The organism is Bacillus sp. N447-1, from assembly GCF_022701035.1.
GTDB lineage: Bacteria > Bacillota > Bacilli > Bacillales > Bacillaceae_G > Bacillus_A > Bacillus_A cereus.
Map to the genome: position 1 here is coordinate 4,024,015 of NZ_CP065509.1, position 20,287 is coordinate 4,044,301.

Genomic DNA, 20,287 nt, shown 5'->3' on the forward strand with positions numbered 1-20,287 from the left:
TATAACTATATTTTTCTGTTTATTCTGTTTATTTCAAGGTGAAAAGGAGAGATAACAATGAAGAGGATTTCTTATATTGAAGACTTTGAGCAATGGGAAAGTGGTTTTTCGTTTTACAACCCTGTAAAGGTTCGTTTTGGTGAAGTAGATATGTTTGGACATGTAAATAATGTCGTTGCTTTTACTTATTTTGAAGAAGCTCGTATTGCGTTGTTTAAAGAACTTGGATTTATGCAAGAGTGGACACATGCATCATCAGAAACGATGATCGTTGTTGCGGATTTACAATGTAATTTTATTAAGCAAATATATTTTGATGAACAGCTGAAGGTGTATGTAAAGGCAGGATCGGTCGGGAATTCTTCTTTAGATTTACATTATATGGTGAAGAATGCAGAAGGAGAGATTTGTTTAGTAGGTCGTGGAATGATGGTTCAAGCGTCGAAAAAAACAGGAAGAGGCGAACCATGGCCTGAAGAATGGAAGAAGAAATTACTACAATAATAGAGTGAAAGAAAAATAAGAGAGCAATTTGCTCTCTTATTTTTTGTCTTCCATCGCTTCTTCTAATGTTAAGTGATGTTTATATAGGTATGTAGCGTATGGATTACCAACGTAGCGTAAGTGCCATGGTTCATAGGCATATTCTGTTGTATCTGTTTTATCTTCTAAGTAACGAATGACAAAGCCGAATTCATGAGCATGTTCCGCGACCCATTTTCCTTCTGCTGTCTCTCCGAAGATAGGCTCTAATTGAAATTTAGCTGATTTTGAACTAATATCCATTGCTAAACCCGTTTGGTGTTCACTTGTACCAGGAATTGCGCTTACCGAATTAGCTTCGGCTTTTCCTTGACGTCTAACGTATGTATCATGCAACGATTTTTGGCGTTTGTATGAACGATAACCAGATACAGCTGTAAGATCAAGCCCTTCTTTTTTCGCAGCTTTGAACATGTTTTCAAGTGCCTCGGCAGCATCTTTGCGCAGCAATGTTTTTTCTTTATCTTTTGGACTAATAAATGGTACATTTGGTCTCGTTAAGTCTTCAGGAATGTATCCATCTGGTAGTTTTCGATGTTTATTAATTAAGACAAGATTAGATTTTGGATTTGTTACAACTGAAAAGTCATTGTCTATTTTCTTTGCATTATGATCAGCTTTTGGAAAAGCAGGAATCTCTTCTTTTTTATGGTTATTATGCTTTTGACTTTCGACAGCTTTTGCTTCATTATGTAGTGGTGTTTTAGAACCAAAGTAAGCGAAAGATGTGATCCCGATTACAATAGTAGTGGCAGAAATAATTATTATCTTTTTCATGATGCCTTGTAATCACAGTCCCTTCTTCATAAAATGTGTATTGTTTTTTTTATTATAAATCTAGTTTGTTGGAAAAGGAATATAAGAGTCATAACGTAATAGAAATGCAAAGAAAATGTCAGAAAATGTGTGAATTTGTAGTATTTTTTTATATAATTCATTTCTTATCTTTCATGATTTGCATTTTTTATGTAATATATATACATAAGAAGATGTAGCGATTATCGAGAATAAAGAACTTCTTGTATAGACTAGGAGTGAATGGGAATGGATTTTGCAACAATTATTGGACTTATTTTAGGATTTGTAGCAGTGGTAGTAGGGATGGTCGTCAAGGGCGCTGACGTAACAGCCTTATTAAATCCTGCCGCAGCATTAATTATTTTTATCGGTACATTTGCTGCAGTATGTATTGCATTTCCGATGAATCAACTAAAAAGGGTTCCAAAACTATTTAAAGTTCTTTTTGGTTCAAATAAAAAGGATTTAAGTTATGAACAGTTGCTAGAATTATTTGTTCATTGGACATCTGAAAGTAGAAAATACGGTATTTTGTCTTTAGAGCAACAATTAGACAAAATTCAAGATGAATTTCTTTTGCGCGGTATGAAATTTGTGATTGATGGCGTATCCGCAGAAGATTTAGAGCAGATTTTGGAATCTGAATTAGAAGCAATTGAAGAAAGACATGCAAAGGGAGCTGCTATTTTTTCACAAGCTGGTACGTATGCACCGACATTAGGAGTTTTAGGTGCTGTTATCGGTCTTGTAGCTGCGCTTGGTAACTTAACTGATATTGAAAAGTTAGGTCATGCTATTTCGGGTGCGTTTATTGCAACGATTTTTGGTATTTTTTCAGGTTATGTATTATGGCATCCATTTGCAAATAAGTTAAAGCAAAAATCTTCAGCTGAAATTGAGAAAAAACGTTTAATCATTGATTGTTTATTAATGTTACAAGAAGGTACATATCCGTTTATTATGAAGAACCGCATTTTAGGTGCACTTTCTGCAACTGAGCGTAAAAAGCTAGAAAAAGGGGCAGAAAAAAATGCGGAGTAAGAAAAATAGAAGAGGCAAAAAGAAAAAACATGATGAGCATATCGATGAAACGTGGTTAATCCCATATTCTGATATGTTAACGTTGTTATTTGCATTGTTTATCGTTTTATTCGCAATGAGTAGTATAGATGCTGCGAAGTTTAAACAGATGGCAGTTGCTTTTCGAAGTGAATTAGCTGGGGGAACAGGTAACAAAGAATTTTTAAGTGATCAAAAGCCAAATGATGAAAAAGAATTATCAGCAAGTAGCCTTGAGGCAGAACAAGCAAAAAAACAAGAAGAAGCTAGAGCTAAAGAAAAAAAAGAGATGGATGAATTGAAAGCATTACAAAAAAAGATTGATCAATATATTAATGAAAAACAATTATCTTCTTCTTTTCAAACTAAATTAACTGAAAAGGGATTAATGGTGACAATATTAGAAAATATACTGTTTGATTCGGGGAAAGCAGATGTGAAATTAGAATCTTTAGGGATTGCAAAAGAGATGTCTAGCTTACTTGTTTCAGCGTCACCTCGTGAAATTACAGTATCGGGTCATACGGATAATGTCCCTATTGCCAATGCGCAGTTTGCGTCGAATTGGGAATTAAGTACGCAGCGGGCAGTTAATTTTATGCAAGTATTACTGCAAAATAAAGAATTACAACCAGAAAAATTTAGTGCGATTGGATACGGAGAATACCGTTCAATTGCTCCAAACGATACACAAGAAGGAAAGGCAAAGAATAGACGTGTGGAAGTATTTATCTTGCCTTTAACAGAGAAAGTAAAATAAAAGAGGATGGCGAATGCCATCCTCTTTTATTTTACATCAAATGATTTTAAGTTGTCGCGACGGATTTTATCTTTTTCTGCATCTGATTTTTTGAAATCATAATCATATAAAGCGCCTTCCCAATCGCCATACATTGGATTCGGGAAAATAATGAATTTCTCACCAAATTGTGCTTTTGAATCTGCTACTGTTTGGTTACGATCTTTTACAGATTTTCCATCAAAACCTGTGAAATCAGATAAGTTATCACCGAAGAATAAGACAATATCATGGGTTTGAGAAACGAGTTCACGGCGTTTTTCTTTTCCTTTTTCTTTCGGATCTTGTAGTAATATATGTTCTTTCGTTGCTTGAGGAGCACCTACACGCTCAAGATTTTTAATTGTTGCATCTAGTTGATTCGTTTTACGATTTGAGATGTAGTAAATATCTACACCTTTAGACTCTGTATATTTTAAGAAATCAATTGCGCCTGGAAGGGCTTCAGCCTCAGCTTTGTTAATCCAATCATCCCATTTGTAAGGATAGCCTTTGCCTGTTTTTACGCTCATTGCCTGATGAGGACTGTTATCTAAAACAGTTTCGTCTAAATCAAGCACGATAGCAGGTTTTTTCTCTGTCCCTTTTGCAAGAATTGCATCAAGCTTTAATTGACCAATGTTGTACCCTTGGTAGTAAAGTGCTTTCGTTTCACCGGCTGTTTGATACCATAAATCAGCCATTAATTGTTGTTCTGTTAATTTTACTTTCTCTTCTTTCGCCACTGTTTTCTCTGGTGTTCCTGAACATGCTACAAGTGATGTAGATAGAACCGCTACAGATAATAAAGTGGTAATGCCCCTCTTCATCTTCATATGTATCCTCCTTGATGTTAGAAAATCATTTTATATTATATATTAAAATATAATATTTTTATATGAACATTTGCATATTGTCTTTTGTATATATAGTAGTATGTCCTATATTAGAAAGATGAGCAAAATAATAATAGCTGTTTTGACAAGTTTTATTGTCGTAATGACAATTATAATTGACAAAAAGAACTTTGTTATTTACAATTTTAACTAAATAGAACAAATGATGGATTCATGACGATGTTTACATATAAGAGGATGAAGCGTGGTGCTATATTTTGTCTTGAATAAACATAGTCTTTGAAAGAGAGTACGAATGATACTAAAGGGGAGGCTTTATACTTGAGTTTACAAATTCAAAACTTAACGAAACAATTTGGGGAATCAAAAGCAGTTAACGGTTTGCAAATTTCGTTACCAAAAGGTGAAGTACTAGGGTTACTTGGACGAAATGGTGCAGGGAAAACAACAACAATCAAAATGCTTCTCGGATTATTAACGCCTAATGAAGGTTCGATTACATGGGATGGAAAAGCATTTGGAAATAGTGGTGTAACAATTGGGTATTTACCAGAAGAAAGAGGTTTATATACAAAAAGTAGAGTAATAGATCAGCTGCGATATTTTGGTAGATTAGAAGGAATGTCGAAGAAAGAAGTGGATCACGCTATTGATCACTGGTTAGAGCGTTTAGCGATACCAGAATATAAATTTAAAACGGCTGGAGAGCTTTCAAAAGGGAATCAGCAAAAAATCCAATTAATTGCTGCTCTTCTTCATAATCCGGAACTTCTCATTTTAGATGAACCATTCAGCGGCCTTGATCCAGTTAATGCTGGGATGTTAGCTAGTATTATTGAAGAACAAGTACAGAGCGGAAAGACGATTATTTTATCAAGTCATCGTATGGAACAAGTAGAGGCTTTTTGCCAACATGTATGTATTTTGAAAAAAGGTGAAGCAGTCGTAAAAGGACAGCTAAGTGATATTAAGAAAGAATACGGTTTCCGTAATTTAACGATTGAAGATACAGTAGAGAATGAAAAGGGATTAGAAGCTATACATGTATCGTATGAAAAACAACAAGGCCTTCTTTATGTGAAAGTACAAGACGATGCGGAAGCTCTCAAGATTTTGCAACAGTTGCAAGAGCAAGGTGTTAGCTTACGACAATTCAAAATGTTAGAGCCGACGTTAAACGAAATCTTTGTAGAGAGGGCGAAATAACGATGCGTAAATTTTCTCACGTATTTTCATTTTATTTTAGGGAAGCGTTTTTATCTAAGAAATCATTAATTACGAGTGCGATTTTATTTTTAGTTGTGTTTGGGATTTTTGCATTTAATCATTTTACTTCAGGCGATGATAAAAATAAGGATAAAGATAAAATTGCAGTTGTAGTAGAGAGTTCCACATATAAAGTACAAAAAGATGAGCTAAATAAGCTATTGCCATCAGCAAAAATAACAATTGGTTCAAAGGATGATTTTGATAAACTGCATAAGCAAGTAGAAGAAGGCGATTTAGATGGTCTATTCCATGTGACGGAAAAGGGTGGGGCTCCATCGATTACATATATGTATAATGGATTTCCAAGCCAAGCAACTTCTGCAATTATGGCAGGATATTTAAAGCAACAATATACGATGGTGACGATTGCCAAAAATAATGTTTCACCAGAAATTGCACAGCAATTACAAACAGAAATTCAAGTAAAGCAAGAAGCGATAAAAGATCGTACATCTTCTTTCGGAATTGCCTATTTCTTTACATTTGCTTTATATATGTTTATTGTAGCGTTCGGAAATACAATCGCAATGAATATTGCATCTGAAAAGGCGTCACGTGTAATGGAAGTAATGCTTCCGAAAGTGAAGCCTCTTACGATGATGTATGCGAAAATTTTAGCGGTTGTTTCAACGGCGTTATTGCAACTTGTCGTATTGGCGTGTGGTTATCTTATTCCATATTTGTTAGGTTGGGTCGATTTAGAAAGTGCCTCACTATTTGGTATTCCAATTGACTTTACGAAATTAGATGCAAAAGTTATCAGCATGTTTCTTGTTTATTTCATTACGGGATATTTACTTTATGCGATGATGTATGCTGCTGCTGGAGCTGTCGTATCTAAGACGGAGGATTTACAAGCTGTATCTTTCCCGGTAATGATTTTAATTATGGCTGCATTCTTTATTAGTATTAAATCATTAAGTGATCCGAATAGTACTATCGTTGTTGTAAGTTCTTACGTTCCATTTTTTACACCGATGGTTACCTTCTCACGTATTGTAGCTGGTGAAGCAGGTATGCTAGAAATTACGATAACATTAGCAGTCTTATTGGCGACAATTGCAGTATTAAATGCTGTTACAAGCCGCATTTACGTAAACGGCGTAATGAATTACTCAGATAAAGTGAAATTTAAAGATTTAGCGAAATTTATAAAGCGTCAATAATGAGAGAAAAGCATGATTTCCTATTGAAATCATGCTTTTTCTTTATGTATAAATTAAAAATAGTATATAATAATAAGAGTCGTCTTTTAATAGAATGAATAAAAAGGAGGGTGTGCAGATGGGGATTAGTAGTCGTTTTACAGTAGGTGTTCATATGCTGACATTACTTGCGATAGATCGAAACTCTCGCTGTACCTCTGAATGGATTGCCGGTAGTGTGAATACAAATCCAGTTGTGATTCGTCGCATTACAGGAATGTTGAAGAGAGCAGGACTTGTTGATGTACAAGCTGGTAAAGGTGGTACGACACTTGCTCGAGATTTAGAAGAAATTACATTACTTGATGTATATAAAGCAGTGGAAGTTGTAGAAGAAGGACAACTATTTTCCTTCCATGAAAATCCCAACATTGAATGTCCAGTAGGAGCTAATATTCAATCAGTATTAGAAATTATTTTAATGCAAGCGCAAGAAGCGATGGAAAACGTACTTGCAAATGTAACGGTAGATCAATTAGTTACAAATTTAAAGTCTAAAATGAAAGAATAAAAAAAGCGAGCTTCCTCATAATGAGGGCTCGCATTTTTTTATTCAGAAATATTGAAAATTCTATTTTTCAGTATTTAAAATGAATTTACCTACGATAGCTGCGAAGATACCACCAAGAATTGGTGCTACGATGAATACCCATAGTTGAGAAAGTGCTTCTCCACCAACAAATAAAGCTGGTGCGATACTACGAGCTGGGTTAACAGATGTTCCAGTTAACGGAATTCCTAATAAGTGAATTAAAACTAATGTGAAACCAATTACTAGTCCAGCTAAAGAAGAACTTCCTTTTTTACCTGTTACAGCAACGATAACTAAAATAAATACGAAAGTTAAAATGAACTCAACTAAAAATGCTCCAGATAAACCAAGAGTTCCGAAACCATTTTGTCCTAAATTATCTAAAGGTGTTTTAGCAGATTTTAAAATTGTTACTAACGTTGCAGTTCCTAATAAACCACCTAAAATTTGAGCTAATACATAATAACAAAGTTCCATAGCGTTCATTCGTTTGTTGATGAACATAGCTACTGATACTGCTGGGTTAATGTGACATCCAGAAATTGTTCCGATGCTATATGCCATAGCTACAATAGATAAGCCGAAAGCCATAGCGATTCCTAATGTTCCAATTCCTTCAATTCCGCCGCCAGTGACAGCTACTCCAGTTCCGAATAATACAAGTACAAATGTACCAATAAATTCAGCGATTGCTTTTTTTAACATAATTTACCTCCTATTAATGCGCATGAAACGTATTATAACATAAGTTTTAGCATAAACAGCCAATGAAATACTATTCTGATAAGGCGAAATAGGGGGACAATAAAAAAGAGTATGGTTCATCTCTATAGAACCATACCCTTTTTTTATGCCGATTTTTTCTGTTTAACGACTGGAACAGAACGGTTTAAAATACTATTTGCAACCATTCCTAACATGATAATAATCATTCCGATGAGAGAAAGTCCTCCAGGGAGTGAACCATTTAAGAAAATGATTTCTCCAAGTACGGTAAAGACCATCGTTCCAGCTTGTGTTGCTTCAACAGCTCCAAGTAGAGCGAGGTTATCTTTTGCTAAGTCAGTAGCAAAGAAAAATGTCATCGTTGCAATAACGCCGGAACATAATGCTAACAAAAATCCTTGAAGCATTTGGTTGGATGTTGGAATGCCAGTAGTAGAAAATCCGTATATACCAAGCAAGATTGTTATAGGAAGACTTCCAATTGCCATTCCTAATACACGTTGGAACGTATCAAGGCGTCCACCAACAAGCTCCATCATTTTTCGGTTACCGAACGGATATAAGAAAGCGGCTAATACGACAGGTAAAAAACCTGAAATGAACTGAGTCATTGTAATATGGCCTGCGGCAGTTGCTTGCATACAAATTACACCAAGTAAAATAAATAATGCAACATATAAGCTACGAAGTGGAATTTTTCCGCGTACAAGTTTCGTACCTGATTTTGTTTCTATTTTCACGAAAAATAGTGGTGATAGTAGTAAACCAGCTAAAATCGTAACTTGCCAAGTTCCAGCAACGAGCCAAGCTGGAGAAAAGACAGCTGAGAAACTTAATAAAGAATAAAAACCAATACCGGCAACAGAACCCCATCCGATCCATGCCAATGGATGTTTTTTTAACTCTTCCCATAATCCCCTAAAGTTTTTGCGAAATAAAACGATAAGGAATAAAATAGGAAGAGCAAATAAAAAACGGAAGGAAGCTGTCCAAGCCCAGCTCGTTCCAGATACATTCATTGCTCTATTAATAATAAAGGTTGCAGAAAAAAAGGCCGATGATAAAAGACCTAATAAAATTGCGCGCATGAAGTATAGCACTCCTTTCGAAAATAAATAATTATGTATAGTATGATATACTTTAAATTGTTAAAAGTAAACTATTTTATACTTTGAGGTGGTTTTATATATGAAAGAAAATGAAGATATGCAAACGAAAGAAGTCATTCAACAAGTTGGACAGTTATTGAGACAAATTCGAAATGAACAGAAATTAAGTTTAGAAGAATTAGCCCATAAAACAGGAGTTAGTAAATTAACATTAGGAAAGATAGAAAGAGGGGAAACAAATCCGACACTAGCTGTCATTTGGAAAATAACGAAAGGGTTATCAATTCCTTTATCCAGATTAATGGTTGCTGGAGAACCTGTAGCTGTTGCGCGCTGTGGGGAAGGATTTGCAGTAGATGAAGGACAAGCGTGGCATTTAGAAACGATGTTCCGTTATACGAAAGAAACAGGGATGGAAATGCACCGTGCTTGTTTACGATCAAATAGTATATATGAGCCAGAAGCTCATCATGAAGGTGCGATTGAGCTTGTAACGGTAATGAAAGGGAAAGTGTCTATTCAAGTGGAGAATGATGTATACGAATTAAATGAGTTTGATTCCATTCAATTTGAAGCGAATAAGAAGCATATTTATAAAAATGAAGAAGAAGAAGTGGCGGTATTACATTTAACGATGAAATATTCTTCATGAAAAAATCACCTATAGGATTCTATAGGTGATTTGCTCTTCTTAAGTATGTGAAATGATGCCATTAGTACGAACGTGGCATAAGTAATAAACAAATGAAATAAACTAAAAATCCTGTCCCAAAACATAAAACAGCAATAACCCAAATGATACGAATAAGAGTAGAGCTAATATCAAAATATTCTCCTAAACCACCACATATACCAAATAGCATTTTATCAGTTTCGGATTTACATAACCTTTTTGACATATTCCAATCAACTCCTTTTTATATCAAACTGCATACTTTTATTCTATATGGAAATTTATGAGAAGACTATGGGGTTGTATTACATTTTTTTTGTGAGAAGTGATCGTATTAATTGTCTTAATTTTCAGTGGATATTAAACTTGTAGTTATGAGGTGATTTTTAATAAAGGGTGGGGAAATAGAGATGACAGTATATTGGTTGACTAACGTAATGCTTGAATCAGGATATACATATGAAGAAGAGAGAATTTCACAAACAGAAACAGAATTATGCAGTTTACTTATTGAAGATGGTCGAATTAAAAAAATTATAAAAGGGATTGTTCAAGAGGAAGATATAGTAACTTTTGATGCTAAGAACTTATTAATGTTGCCAGCTTTCAAAGAGATGCACATTCACATTGATAAAACATATTATAGTGGCCCATGGAAAGCTTGTATGCCAGCAGAAAGTATTTTTACACGTTTTAATGAAGAAGAAAAAATTTTACCAAAGCAATTAGCGACTGCTCAAAATAGAGCGGAAAATATGCTAGAGTTACTACTGCAAAATGGTGCAACGAATATTAGAACGCATTGTAATGTTGATCCAATTATTGGGCTTGGTAATTTGGAGGCGACGTTAGCGGCATTAGAAACATATAAAAATCGAGTATCTAGTAGAATTGTTGCGTTTCCGCAACATGGATTATTGCGCAGTAATTCTGTGCAACTCGTGAAAGATGCGATGCGTATGGGTGCCCATCTAGTCGGAGGAGTAGATCCAGCTACAGTGGATAATGACATTGAAAAGTCATTACATACAATTATGGATATCGCAGTCGAATTTAATGCGGATGTTGATATTCATTTGCACGATGCGAATAACCTTGGAACGTTTACGATGAAGAGATTGGCAAGTTTAACAGAAGAAGCAGGATGGCAAGGCCGTGTAACGATTAGTCATGCACTTGGACTTGGTGGTGTTACTGATAAAGAGGCTGAAGAAGTGGCAGAAAGACTCGCAAATGTAAATATTGATATTACTTCAACAGTGCCAATTGGTAAACAAGTAATCCCAATTCCGTTATTAGATAAAAAAGGTGTTAAGGTTTCATTAGGCAATGATAGCATTACAGATCATTGGTCACCGTTTGGAACAGGTGATATGCTTCAAAAGGCGAATCGATTAGCAGAGCGTTTTGGGTGGAGTGACGAAAGGTCTTTAGGAAAAGCACTCCGCTTTATTACAGGAGGAAAAGAAACGTTAAATAAGGAAGGGAAGCGAGTATGGCCGAATGTAGGGGATGAAGCGAGCTTTGTTTTGACGAATGCGACATGCGCTGCTGAAGCAGTAGCGCGTCAAACAGAAAAACGTTTAGTCGTGTATAAAGGAAATATTGTTGTTGGAAGTTTAAATGAGGTGGAATTAAATAATCTTGTGTAGAAGAATCGTTTAAATATTTTGAGGAGGGTTCTAATGGTGAGGATAGAACTCTTCTTTTTTATTCTTACAATATATTTTTATAGGAAAGCTAGAAGGGATGAAAAAATTGGACAATCAACATAACCAAAATCATATTATGGGAACTTTACAATGGTTTATATTTTTATTAGCAAATTCAATCGCACTACCAATTGTCGTTGGCGGATTATTTCATCTTACGACGGAAGAAATATTTTATTTAATGCAGCGTACGTTTTTTGTAGTTGGTATATCTTCTTTTTTACAAGGATGGCTTGGGCATAGACTACCAATTGCGGATGGGCCGGCTGGATCTTGGGTTGGTGTATTTACCGTACTTGCTTATGCAACGGCCGGACAAGATCAATTACATAGTACACTGCAAATTTTAGAATTAGGAATGATAATCTCCGGTATTATTTTAATAGGATTAGGAGTAACTGGTTTTATAGGACGTATTTTATTTTTATTTACGCCGCTTGTGACAGGGACGTTTTTACTTTTATTATGTTTACAATTAAGTGGTGTGTTTTTAAAAGGAATGTTAGGAATTACAGCTACTATTTCTCAAATCGACGGATTTACAGCAATGATCGCGTTTAGTATATTTCTGTTCGTTATTATACTATCTAATTTTGGAAAAGGCTTTGTCAAAAGTTATGCAGTTTTAATAGGATTAATTAGTGGGTGGATTATTTTTCTCATTGCAGGAAAAGTGACAATCCCATCTCAAGTAACTCATTTTGTGCAACTTCCACATATATTTGCTTGGGGACTTCCAAAATGGAATACAGGTATGGCTGTATCAAGTTTTGTTATGGTATGTATTTTAGTTTCGAATACGGTGGCAGCTATTATAGCAATTAATCAAGCAACTATTCATAAAGCGACTATTGAACAAAAACAGTTGAAAGATGGAACATGGGTTGGGGGGATTTCGCATATCATCTCTTCTGTATTTTCAACTGTAGGTGTCGTTCCGTTACCAGCAACGGCAGGATTTATACGTTTAACAAAACAAAAATATATCCGATCGTTCTTAATGGCATGTGCGTTACTAGTCGTAATGTCTCTTTTTCCAAGTATTATTCGTTACTTAGCATCTTTACCATCAGCTGTCGCATCGGCTGTTTTAATGGCTTCGTTCGTACAGTTAATTGGAATTGGATTTAATAATATAAAACAAGTGCCGATGAGTGAAAGGAATGTAACGATTTTAGGCGTTGCAGTATTATTTGGCAGCGGCGTTATGTTTTTACCGTCTGGAGCACTCCAATCCTTGCCGTCTGTTATGCAATATATATTCGGTAATGGCTTATTTGTAGGTACGGTTGTAAGTATATTGCTAGAACAAATATGGCGCGTTGGAAAGTAAGTGGATAAAAAGAGTGTACGCACTGTATAAAAGTCTAAAATAACATAGGAAATAAAGCCCATTTTCATTCACCACCTGCACATTTCGTTCATACAATATCTTGACTAAATAAACACCCAACTTACACATACACAGCTCTGGCTTAAGCAAGGAGGGTTATACCAGTTGAAGGAAAAAGCGTATCAATCTAAACCTTTACTCACAAAGAGAGAGAGAGAAGTATTTGAATTGCTGGTTCAAGATAAAACAACGAAGGAAATTGCAGGTGAACTTTTTATAAGTGAAAAGACAGTTCGCAACCACATCTCAAACGCAATGCAAAAGCTAGGGGTTAAAGGACGTTCACAAGCAGTTGTGGAGCTTCTTCGTATGGGAGAGCTCGAATTATAAGAAAGCAGCCGACTTTTATATAAAAGTCGGCTATTTTTTTGTTTGCTTCACTTGCTATATGAATGATAAAAACGTTTCATACATAAATAGGTAATAAGGAGGGGATATGTTGAAAAGGATACTGTTAGTTTCAACAAGTGCTCATGATATGAATGGACACCCGACTGGTTTGTGGCTTGAAGAGCTCGCAGCTCCTTATCATGTATTAAAAAAGGCTAAGTTTGATGTTGATATTGTGTCAATAAAAGGCGGGAGAGTACCTATAGATAGAGTGTCTATTCCGAATGGTATACCTCGCGAATTCAAGCATGTAGCTTCTTTATTGCAAAATACGAAGCCGATTTCAAATGTTCATTTTTCGGATTATGATGCGGTTTTATTTGGTGGTGGGCACGGGGCGATTGTAGATTTTCCAGGTAATCCATATGTAGCAAATTTGATTGAGAATATGTATAACAATAACCGGATTGTAGCGGCTGTTTGTCACGGAGTAAGCTCTTTAGTCGGTGTGAAAAATAAGGATGGCTCGTTTTTTGTTGCGGGTAAGCGTATAACAGGTTATACAAACGATGAAGAAAGAGCTGTACATTTAGAAAAGCGCGTTCCGTTTTTGCTAGAAAGTAAGTTGAAAGAAGAAGGAGCTTTGTTTTATGTAGCCCCCAATTTTACGCCGCATGTAGTAGTAGATGGTCATTTAATTACAGGACAAAATCCACAGTCTAGCGTGGAAATAGGTAAGGCTATAAAAAGGGCTGTAAATAAATTATAGAAAAAGTACCCGCTACTAACAAAGGTAGTGGGTATTTTTATCCCTCTATTTGCCGGGCAGTAGGACCCCCGATTGGTGAGAGCTAATAATCAGTGGGGATGAACGCCCCCCCACTGATTAAAGTTTCACTGTATTCTAAAATTCCCGCCTCGAAATTGGTTTGTAACCGTCCAGTTGGTAATAATTGATTATAGTTTTTTATGTATAGTATATGAAAATGTAATAAACTAAAAAGGCATAGTGAGTATAATAACTTCATTTATAATCATTCGTGAATTTGCTATACTATTTTGTATGGACAAAAGGGGAGGCTCTTTTAAATGAGAAAAGTCGCATGTGCAAATACTTATATTAATAAAATAAAGCCCATTATTAGAAAGACAAGTTTTAGCCAATTGAAAATAGATGAAATTGCGAAATATATGGATATTAGTAAAGCTACTTTATATAAACGTTTTTCTTCGAAAGATGAAATTATTGAGGCGGTAGTAGAGGATTTCATGAACTATCTACTCGAAGGTGATGCGGATAATCAAGATGAAAGTATGTCATTTACAGAACGTTTCCAAAAGACGTTTATCCATTCTTTAAAATGTGTGACATATATTTCGGATGTTTTTTTGCAAGATTTGAAAGAAGCATATCCGCATTTGTCGGATCAATTAGTCGCTGCCCAACAAAATCGTAACCATAATTTGCAAATGTTTTTTGAAGCGGGTATGGAACAAGGTTATTTTAATAAAATGAATGCACAATTATTTATGGTACAAGATGATGTGATGTTAAGACGTATTATAGATCATTCTTTTTGTATTCAGTACGATATTACGTTAAAGAAAGCGATACTTGATTTTTATCAATTAAAGAAGTATCAACTTTTTAAACCAGAGTATATAGAAGCAATTGATGATTCTGAAATTGAAAAAGAAGTTATTGCTATTTTGCAAATGATTTCGTAAAAAAGCAGATCTCCCTTAATAGAGGAGAATCTGCTTTTTTAGTACATATTATTTTTGCAACTGTTTTAATACTAATTCGGCTACTAGACCACCTGAAGCTGGGTTTTGACCAGTGATAACACGATTATCTTCTAGAGCATAAGCTTCCCACGGTTGCGCGGCTTTTTCGTAAAGTCCTCCATTTTTAATGAGTTCATCTTCTGTTAAAAATGGAACGAATTGATCTAATTCAGCTAATTTTTCTTCTTCATTTGAAAAACCTGTTACCTTCTTACCGCTAATTAAACGATCCCCATTGCTTAATGTAATATGAAATAAACCAGCAGCTCCATGACAAACCGAAGAAACAATTCCGCCGTTTTCATAAATATTGCGGCTAATATTTTGAAGTTCTTTATTTTCTGGGAAGTCCCAAATAACCCCGTGGCCACCTGCGTAATAAATAACAGCGTAGTCTTCTGGATTCACTTCACTTGGTTTCATTGTAGAACCGAGGCGATTCATAAACTCTTTCTTTTGATACCATTCCCAATCGATACTCTCCGCCATTGCTAAACTATGTGGATCAATTGGTGTATAACCGCCTTGTGGACTGACGTAATCAACTTCGTAACCAGCTTCTTCTACTTTTTTTACGAAATGTACAGCTTCACCAAGCCAAAGTCCGGTAGCCCTATTTAAATTTGGGTATTTTTCTACGCTTGTTAATACAACTAACATTTTTCTCTTCATCATAATCCTCCTATAATGTCTCTTCTATATAAAAGTTCTGTATGCGTTTCATTTTATTAAGTTAAAAAATGTAAATTTGAATAATCATGCCAGTCCTCCTTATATCGGCTTCGAAATTAGTGTATAATAACTTTTGAACAAAGTAAACTAAAAAGACTTAATTAGTTTACTTTGTATATTTTTCGTTGACAAACTGTAATGCTGAAACTATGATAGTTCCATGAATATCGAACAACATACGTGTTTCGTTTCGAATTCAATTTATCGCGCGATAAATTAGCAACTTTTACACATTTAATGAAGTTGTTTAGTGGTGATACAACATTTAAATAAGTTCATTTTTTTATCTATAGTTTGATAGTTTTAAAATTGCAATCAGGAGAGTGTTACACATGGGGAAAGATATAAGAAACCATTCGAAATGGTTTGTTTTTACATTATGTTTTATTGTTTTGTTAGGACCGATGAACGCTGTGTTATTTAATGTAGCGCTAGAGGATATTGCCAATGATTTATCAATTAGTCAATCGAAAGTAAGCTGGGTTGTAGTAGGGTATTCCTTAGTTGTCGGTATTGGTTCGATAATATATGGAAAGCTGGCTGATCGTTACAGTGTAAAAAGACTATTAATTATTTCTATTATCATATTTGTAGCTGGTTCTATTGTTGGATTTGTGAATCAATCTTATGAAATTATCATTTTCGCAAGGTTAGTGCAGGCGAGCGGCGGAGCAGCGTTTATTGCGCTTAGTATGATTGCGGTGGCGAAATTAGTTGCTCCAGCTAAAAAACCAGGTGCGTTAGCAATGATTAGTTCTTCTATTGCATTAGCGGTTGGTATTGGACCTTTAGTAGGTGGGGCAATTACAAATACGTTAGGGTGGCCGTATTTATTTTTATTTATGGTTATTTCAATGATTGGTATTTTCTTACTCGTAAAATTTATGCCAGAAGAGGTGCGACATACAGATGAAGTGTTTCGCTTTGATTTCATTGGAGCAGTTTTATTATTTGTATTGATTACGACCATTTTATTAGGAGTTAATATTAATAGTTGGCTTTTTGTGTTATCTGTTGTTTTTCTATTTTTATTTAAGGCTCATATGAAGAGAACGGAGTCGCCGTTTATTGATATTGAGTTATTTACAAATAAACCATTACTTCGTTTAATAGCGGTCGGATTTATCATTAATGTGGCGTTATGTGCTAGTTTATTATTATTACCATTACTGTTAGGAAGAGGACATGGATTGTCTCCATTCGTTATTGGAATTGTATTGTTTATTGCATCTCTCTTTGGTATTGTATCTAGTTTTATTACCGGAAAGATTATTCCTTCGTTTGGGAATGTGAAGATGATGTATGTAGCTTCTGTAGTTATGATCATTGGCTTTTTAATTTTAGGGATTATTCCGGACGGGAACTTACTCTTTATTTTATTTGCGGTTATTTTAACATTCATGAGTTATTCGGCAATTCAAGTATCATTAAACACATTTATCCCGAAAACATTAAATCCAGCTAAAGTTGGAGTCGGTCTTGGTTTATATAATTTAATTAACTTTTTCGGTATGGCATTTGGACCAGCTGTAGCGAGCAAAATTATGGAATCTACAAATAGTTATCGATTGAATTTTATTTTGATCGTCATTTTAATTGCTGCTCATTTCTTCTTATTAATGGGAATGTCTTCTTTTCAAAAAAAGATGGAGCAATGAATATGCACTTTATATAGAAGAAACCGACTTTCTTATAGAAGGTCGGTTATTTTTCTATCTTGCAAATTACGAAAAAAAGGAGCAAAATAAAAAAGGTCCTAGTCTATACATGGGAAAATGAAAATTTTCATACAGAAGCATTTGAAGTGAGCGAACTTAAAGTGTGTAAAATATAATGATAAACATAAAAGATGATGAATGAGAAAACGGGTGATGAAGTTGAATAGAGCAATCGGTGTTATCGATTCAGGAGTTGGCGGTTTAACAGTAGCGAAGGAATTAATTCGTCAGTTGCCGAAAGAGCGTATCATATATTTAGGAGATACAGCACGTTGTCCTTATGGTCCACGTTCTCGAGAAGAAGTACGTCAATTTACGTGGGAAATGACAGAGCATTTACTAGATTTGAATATTAAAATGTTAGTTATTGCGTGTAATACAGCAACTGCAGTTGTATTAGAAGAGATGCAAAAACAATTACCAATTCCAGTAGTAGGAGTTATTCACCCAGGATCACGTACAGCTTTAAAAGTGACAAACACGTATCACGTTGGGATTATTGGAACGATTGGAACGGTGAAAAGTGGTGCATACGAAGAGGCGTTAAAGTCTATTAATAACCGTGTTATGGTAGAAAGTTTAGCTTGTCCACCTTTCGTTGAACTTGTAGAGAGTGGGAATTTCGAAAGTGAAATGGCGTATGAAGTTGTAAGAGAAACGTTGCAACCACTGAAAAGTACCGATATTGATACACTTATATTAGGGTGTACACATTATCCGATTTTAGGACCTGTTATTAAAAAAGTAATGGGAGATAAAGTGCAACTAATTAGTTCTGGTGATGAAACAGCACGTGAAGTAAGTACAATCTTATATCATAGTAAAATGTTGAATGAAGGAGAAGAACAAAGCGATCATCTCTTCTTAACAACAGGAAAAATAGGCTTGTTTAAAGAAATTGCATCAAAATGGTTCGGTCAACCGATTGAAAATGTGAAGCATATTCATTTAGAAAAAGAATAATAGTAGAATTTATATAAGTGAGCTCCTGAGAAATCAGGAGTTTTTGTTTTATCTTGCTATTTGCTGGGGAGTAAGACCCCTACTGATTAAAGTTTCAATTTATAAGAGGCGCAGCTTGTTCTAAAACGTGAAACAGCTCGTATACATAATAGTACAAACTTAGATTTTAGGGGGGAATGGCATGCCTAAATCCACTTTTAAATGGGTTGTTGGTGCTACTGTGAGCGCTGTTTTACTAACAGGGTGTGGCTTTATAAATCAAGAGAAAGCAACTGAACAAATTGATCCGCCAAAACAAGTTACGTATACAGAGGGTGGGAAGAAAGAAGTAGCTAAAAAAGATAAGCAAGGGCAAATGGTAAACAGAGAACTATACCTTGTTGATAAAAATGGTTATGTTGTACCACAAACGTTAGCTATACCTACTCCGAAAGCAAATGAGACTGTGAAGCAAACGTTAGAATACCTTGTGAAAGATGGACCGGTAACGAATTTATTACCGAATGGGTTTCGTGCAGTCATTCCGGCGAATACAACGATGACTTTAGATTTGAAAAAGGACGGAACGGCAGTTATTGATTTCTCTAAAGAAATGAAAAACTATGCGAAAGAAGAAGAGCGTCAAATCGTTGAATCTATAGCTTGGACGTTGACGCAATTTACAGAGATAAAACAAGTGCAGTTCCAAATAAATGGTGAGAAATTGGCAAAGATGCCGGTTGGTGGTACACCGCTTGGTGAAGGAGTGAGCCGTGCAAATGGTATTAACTTCGATGATGAACAAGTAGCAGATGTAACAAATACAAAACCAGTCACACTGTATTTTATGGCGCAAAATAATAATAAACAGCAATACTACGTACCAGTCACACGCCGCGTTGCGGAAGGTAAAGAAAATGACTATGCAGCAATTATAGATGAACTTGTAAAAGGTCCGATCCATCAATCGCTCCTGAATGATTTTAATCCAGGCGTTAAGCTTATTACGAATCCGAAATTACAAGACGGAAATCTTACATTAAACTTTAATGAAAATATATTTGTAAACCCAGATAAAAATATGATCTCAAATTACGTATTGAAGTCGTTAGTTTTATCTTTAACAGAAAAGAAAGGTGTGAAAAATATTTCTATTGAAGTGAATGGAAAAGCAAATCTTATAGATGAAAAGGGCGGAAAGTTAATAAAACCTGTAGATCGTCCAGAAAACGTGAATACAGGTAGTTTTTAATCTTGAATAATTTGATATACTTAAGTAAGAAAGGAGAATTGCTTTTTGGGTTCTCCTTCTTTTATTGTATACATATCATACATTTAAATTTGGCTATACTAACGAGTAGTAATTAAGAGGAGGTTATTTTTATGCGAGTAGATGGTAGAGAGAAAACAGAATTACGCCATATACATATTCATACGAATTATTTAAAACATCCAGAGGGATCTGTATTAATTGAAGTTGGGGATACAAAGGTGATTTGCTCAGCAACAATTGAAGAGCGTGTACCACCGTTTATGCGTGGAGAAGGAAAAGGATGGGTAACAGCTGAATACGCGATGATTCCGCGTGCAACAGAACAACGTACGATTAGGGAGTCAAGCAAAGGGAAAGTAACAGGGCGTACAATGGAAATCCAGCGCTTAATTGGACGAGCATTACGTGCGGTAGTTGATTTAGAAGCGCTTGGCGAGAGAACAGTTTGGATTGACTGTGATGTCATCCAAGCAGATGGTGGAACGAGAACAGCTTCTATTACAGGTGCATACGTAGCGATGGTATTAGCGTTTGAGAAGTTGTTACAAGCAGAAAAAGTATCTAAAATTCCAGTAAAAGATTATTTAGCAGCAACGTCAGTAGGGATTGTTGAAGAGCAAGGTGTTGTTTTAGATTTAAACTATGCAGAAGATTCTAAAGCAGACGTTGATATGAATGTAATTATGACTGGAAAAGGTCAGTTTGTTGAAGTGCAAGGAACTGGAGAAGAAGCGACGTTTAGTAGAGCGCAGTTAAATGAATTACTTGATGCAGCAGAACAAGGCATTTTCCAACTGATTGATATGCAAAAAGAAGCGTTAGGTGACATCGTATCTCATATAGAGTAGAG

22 protein-coding genes are annotated in these 20,287 nt (G+C 35.2%); 16 read left to right on the forward strand and 6 right to left on the reverse strand.

All coding sequences use genetic code 11. The features are described 5' to 3' along the window. The first annotated feature begins 57 nt into the window (after positions 1-57). Positions 58-504 carry an acyl-CoA thioesterase gene (locus IQ781_RS20415; protein ID WP_000822735.1) on the forward strand — a complete coding sequence of 149 codons (447 nt, stop codon included), beginning with the start codon at positions 58-60 and terminating at the stop codon, positions 502-504. 36 nt (positions 505-540) lie between these two features. Here the strand turns inward: IQ781_RS20415 and IQ781_RS20420 are convergent, their stop codons facing one another. Then, positions 541-1,320: a M15 family metallopeptidase gene (locus IQ781_RS20420; protein WP_000720201.1), complete on the reverse strand. Its 780-nt coding sequence runs from the start codon at positions 1,318-1,320 to the stop codon at positions 541-543. A 267-nt stretch (positions 1,321-1,587) separates the two neighbouring features. On the opposite strand from IQ781_RS20420, the gene motA reads away from it, so the two are divergent. Then, on the forward strand, positions 1,588-2,382 hold the full coding sequence (motA, locus tag IQ781_RS20425) for a flagellar motor stator protein MotA (RefSeq protein ID WP_000344859.1): 795 nt from the start codon (positions 1,588-1,590) through the stop codon (positions 2,380-2,382). Then, positions 2,372-3,160, forward strand: coding sequence for a flagellar motor protein MotB (gene motB / locus IQ781_RS20430; RefSeq protein ID WP_001256734.1), 789 nt, complete (start codon positions 2,372-2,374; stop codon positions 3,158-3,160). The genes motA and motB overlap by 11 nt, the downstream gene beginning before the upstream one ends. Before the next feature lie 26 nt (positions 3,161-3,186). Here motB and IQ781_RS20435 read toward each other — a convergent pair whose 3' ends face one another. Then, a complete protein-coding gene (locus IQ781_RS20435) occupies positions 3,187-4,014 on the reverse strand; it encodes a 5'-nucleotidase, lipoprotein e(P4) family (protein ID WP_000782767.1) in 828 nt (275 codons plus the stop codon). 342 nt (positions 4,015-4,356) lie between these two features. On the opposite strand from IQ781_RS20435, the gene IQ781_RS20440 reads away from it, so the two are divergent. The 3 genes from IQ781_RS20440 to IQ781_RS20450 all read left to right on the forward strand — a co-directional run bounded on the left by IQ781_RS20440 (position 4,357) and on the right by IQ781_RS20450 (position 7,020). After that, complete coding sequence (locus IQ781_RS20440; protein WP_000058117.1) at positions 4,357-5,241, forward strand: ABC transporter ATP-binding protein; 885 nt, start codon at positions 4,357-4,359, stop codon at positions 5,239-5,241. 2 nt (positions 5,242-5,243) lie between these two features. Next, complete coding sequence (locus tag IQ781_RS20445) at positions 5,244-6,470, forward strand: ABC transporter permease (protein WP_001224982.1); 1,227 nt, start codon at positions 5,244-5,246, stop codon at positions 6,468-6,470. Between the two features lie 118 nt (positions 6,471-6,588). Then, positions 6,589-7,020, forward strand: a complete 432-nt coding sequence (locus tag IQ781_RS20450; protein WP_000512998.1) for an Rrf2 family transcriptional regulator — start codon at positions 6,589-6,591, stop codon at positions 7,018-7,020. Between the two features lie 60 nt (positions 7,021-7,080). Here the strand turns inward: IQ781_RS20450 and IQ781_RS20455 are convergent, their stop codons facing one another. Then, positions 7,081-7,746, reverse strand: coding sequence for an aquaporin (locus tag IQ781_RS20455; RefSeq protein ID WP_000913213.1), 666 nt, complete (start codon positions 7,744-7,746; stop codon positions 7,081-7,083). A gap of 143 nt (positions 7,747-7,889) precedes the next feature. Further along, positions 7,890-8,855: a DMT family transporter gene (locus IQ781_RS20460; protein WP_001201636.1), complete on the reverse strand. Its 966-nt coding sequence runs from the start codon at positions 8,853-8,855 to the stop codon at positions 7,890-7,892. Positions 8,856-8,955: 100 nt separating this feature from the next. Between IQ781_RS20460 and IQ781_RS20465 the strand changes: the two genes are divergently transcribed. After that, the gene (locus IQ781_RS20465; RefSeq protein WP_000661920.1) at positions 8,956-9,528 is read left to right on the forward strand and encodes a helix-turn-helix domain-containing protein; all 573 of its coding nucleotides are present in this window, start codon (positions 8,956-8,958) and stop codon (positions 9,526-9,528) included. 61 nt (positions 9,529-9,589) lie between these two features. On the opposite strand, the gene IQ781_RS20470 is transcribed toward IQ781_RS20465, so the two are convergent. Next, the gene (locus IQ781_RS20470; protein ID WP_000044334.1) at positions 9,590-9,775 is read right to left on the reverse strand and encodes a PspC domain-containing protein; all 186 of its coding nucleotides are present in this window, start codon (positions 9,773-9,775) and stop codon (positions 9,590-9,592) included. A gap of 184 nt (positions 9,776-9,959) precedes the next feature. On the opposite strand from IQ781_RS20470, the gene IQ781_RS20475 reads away from it, so the two are divergent. From IQ781_RS20475 to IQ781_RS20495, 5 genes are all read left to right on the forward strand, one after another. Then, positions 9,960-11,201 carry an amidohydrolase family protein gene (locus IQ781_RS20475; protein ID WP_000219564.1) on the forward strand — a complete coding sequence of 414 codons (1,242 nt, stop codon included), beginning with the start codon at positions 9,960-9,962 and terminating at the stop codon, positions 11,199-11,201. A 97-nt stretch (positions 11,202-11,298) separates the two neighbouring features. Next, on the forward strand, positions 11,299-12,594 hold the full coding sequence (locus tag IQ781_RS20480; protein WP_000732140.1) for a purine/pyrimidine permease: 1,296 nt from the start codon (positions 11,299-11,301) through the stop codon (positions 12,592-12,594). A gap of 165 nt (positions 12,595-12,759) precedes the next feature. Further along, on the forward strand, positions 12,760-12,984 hold the full coding sequence (gene gerE, locus IQ781_RS20485; RefSeq protein ID WP_000659484.1) for a spore germination transcription factor GerE: 225 nt from the start codon (positions 12,760-12,762) through the stop codon (positions 12,982-12,984). A gap of 106 nt (positions 12,985-13,090) precedes the next feature. Beyond that, a complete protein-coding gene (locus tag IQ781_RS20490) occupies positions 13,091-13,753 on the forward strand; it encodes a type 1 glutamine amidotransferase domain-containing protein (RefSeq protein ID WP_000919607.1) in 663 nt (220 codons plus the stop codon). A 320-nt stretch (positions 13,754-14,073) separates the two neighbouring features. Beyond that, positions 14,074-14,712, forward strand: a complete 639-nt coding sequence (locus IQ781_RS20495; protein ID WP_001233006.1) for a TetR/AcrR family transcriptional regulator — start codon at positions 14,074-14,076, stop codon at positions 14,710-14,712. Positions 14,713-14,760: 48 nt separating this feature from the next. Here the strand turns inward: IQ781_RS20495 and IQ781_RS20500 are convergent, their stop codons facing one another. Beyond that, positions 14,761-15,444 carry a type 1 glutamine amidotransferase domain-containing protein gene (locus tag IQ781_RS20500; protein WP_000823847.1) on the reverse strand — a complete coding sequence of 228 codons (684 nt, stop codon included), beginning with the start codon at positions 15,442-15,444 and terminating at the stop codon, positions 14,761-14,763. 392 nt (positions 15,445-15,836) lie between these two features. Here IQ781_RS20500 and IQ781_RS20505 point away from each other — a divergent pair, with 392 nt between their 5' ends. The 4 genes from IQ781_RS20505 to rph all read left to right on the forward strand — a co-directional run bounded on the left by IQ781_RS20505 (position 15,837) and on the right by rph (position 20,285). Next, positions 15,837-17,162: an MFS transporter gene (locus tag IQ781_RS20505; protein WP_063220486.1), complete on the forward strand. Its 1,326-nt coding sequence runs from the start codon at positions 15,837-15,839 to the stop codon at positions 17,160-17,162. 213 nt (positions 17,163-17,375) lie between these two features. After that, positions 17,376-18,185, forward strand: a complete 810-nt coding sequence (gene racE / locus IQ781_RS20510) for a glutamate racemase (protein ID WP_000774005.1) — start codon at positions 17,376-17,378, stop codon at positions 18,183-18,185. Between the two features lie 181 nt (positions 18,186-18,366). Next, positions 18,367-19,416: a spore germination protein GerM gene (gene gerM, locus IQ781_RS20515; protein WP_001126746.1), complete on the forward strand. Its 1,050-nt coding sequence runs from the start codon at positions 18,367-18,369 to the stop codon at positions 19,414-19,416. Positions 19,417-19,547: 131 nt separating this feature from the next. Then, positions 19,548-20,285, forward strand: coding sequence for a ribonuclease PH (rph, locus tag IQ781_RS20520; RefSeq protein WP_001261765.1), 738 nt, complete (start codon positions 19,548-19,550; stop codon positions 20,283-20,285). Positions 20,286-20,287: the final 2 nt, after the last annotated feature.

Coding starts and splice junctions, on each gene's coding strand:
- IQ781_RS20415 (WP_000822735.1), top strand. CDS start 58: ATGAAGAGGATTTCTTATATTGAAGACTTTGAGCAATGGGAAAGTGGT.
- IQ781_RS20420 (WP_000720201.1), bottom strand. CDS start 1,320: ATGAAAAAGATAATAATTATTTCTGCCACTACTATTGTAATCGGGATC.
- motA (WP_000344859.1), top strand. CDS start 1,588: ATGGATTTTGCAACAATTATTGGACTTATTTTAGGATTTGTAGCAGTG.
- motB (WP_001256734.1), top strand. CDS start 2,372: ATGCGGAGTAAGAAAAATAGAAGAGGCAAAAAGAAAAAACATGATGAG.
- IQ781_RS20435 (WP_000782767.1), bottom strand. CDS start 4,014: ATGAAGATGAAGAGGGGCATTACCACTTTATTATCTGTAGCGGTTCTA.
- IQ781_RS20445 (WP_001224982.1), top strand. CDS start 5,244: ATGCGTAAATTTTCTCACGTATTTTCATTTTATTTTAGGGAAGCGTTT.
- IQ781_RS20450 (WP_000512998.1), top strand. CDS start 6,589: ATGGGGATTAGTAGTCGTTTTACAGTAGGTGTTCATATGCTGACATTA.
- IQ781_RS20455 (WP_000913213.1), bottom strand. CDS start 7,746: ATGTTAAAAAAAGCAATCGCTGAATTTATTGGTACATTTGTACTTGTA.
- IQ781_RS20460 (WP_001201636.1), bottom strand. CDS start 8,855: ATGCGCGCAATTTTATTAGGTCTTTTATCATCGGCCTTTTTTTCTGCA.
- IQ781_RS20465 (WP_000661920.1), top strand. CDS start 8,956: ATGAAAGAAAATGAAGATATGCAAACGAAAGAAGTCATTCAACAAGTT.
- IQ781_RS20470 (WP_000044334.1), bottom strand. CDS start 9,775: ATGTCAAAAAGGTTATGTAAATCCGAAACTGATAAAATGCTATTTGGT.
- IQ781_RS20475 (WP_000219564.1), top strand. CDS start 9,960: ATGACAGTATATTGGTTGACTAACGTAATGCTTGAATCAGGATATACA.
- IQ781_RS20480 (WP_000732140.1), top strand. CDS start 11,299: ATGAAAAAATTGGACAATCAACATAACCAAAATCATATTATGGGAACT.
- IQ781_RS20490 (WP_000919607.1), top strand. CDS start 13,091: ATGTTGAAAAGGATACTGTTAGTTTCAACAAGTGCTCATGATATGAAT.
- IQ781_RS20495 (WP_001233006.1), top strand. CDS start 14,074: ATGAGAAAAGTCGCATGTGCAAATACTTATATTAATAAAATAAAGCCC.
- IQ781_RS20500 (WP_000823847.1), bottom strand. CDS start 15,444: ATGAAGAGAAAAATGTTAGTTGTATTAACAAGCGTAGAAAAATACCCA.
- IQ781_RS20505 (WP_063220486.1), top strand. CDS start 15,837: ATGGGGAAAGATATAAGAAACCATTCGAAATGGTTTGTTTTTACATTA.
- racE (WP_000774005.1), top strand. CDS start 17,376: ATGAAGTTGAATAGAGCAATCGGTGTTATCGATTCAGGAGTTGGCGGT.
- gerM (WP_001126746.1), top strand. CDS start 18,367: ATGCCTAAATCCACTTTTAAATGGGTTGTTGGTGCTACTGTGAGCGCT.
- rph (WP_001261765.1), top strand. CDS start 19,548: ATGCGAGTAGATGGTAGAGAGAAAACAGAATTACGCCATATACATATT.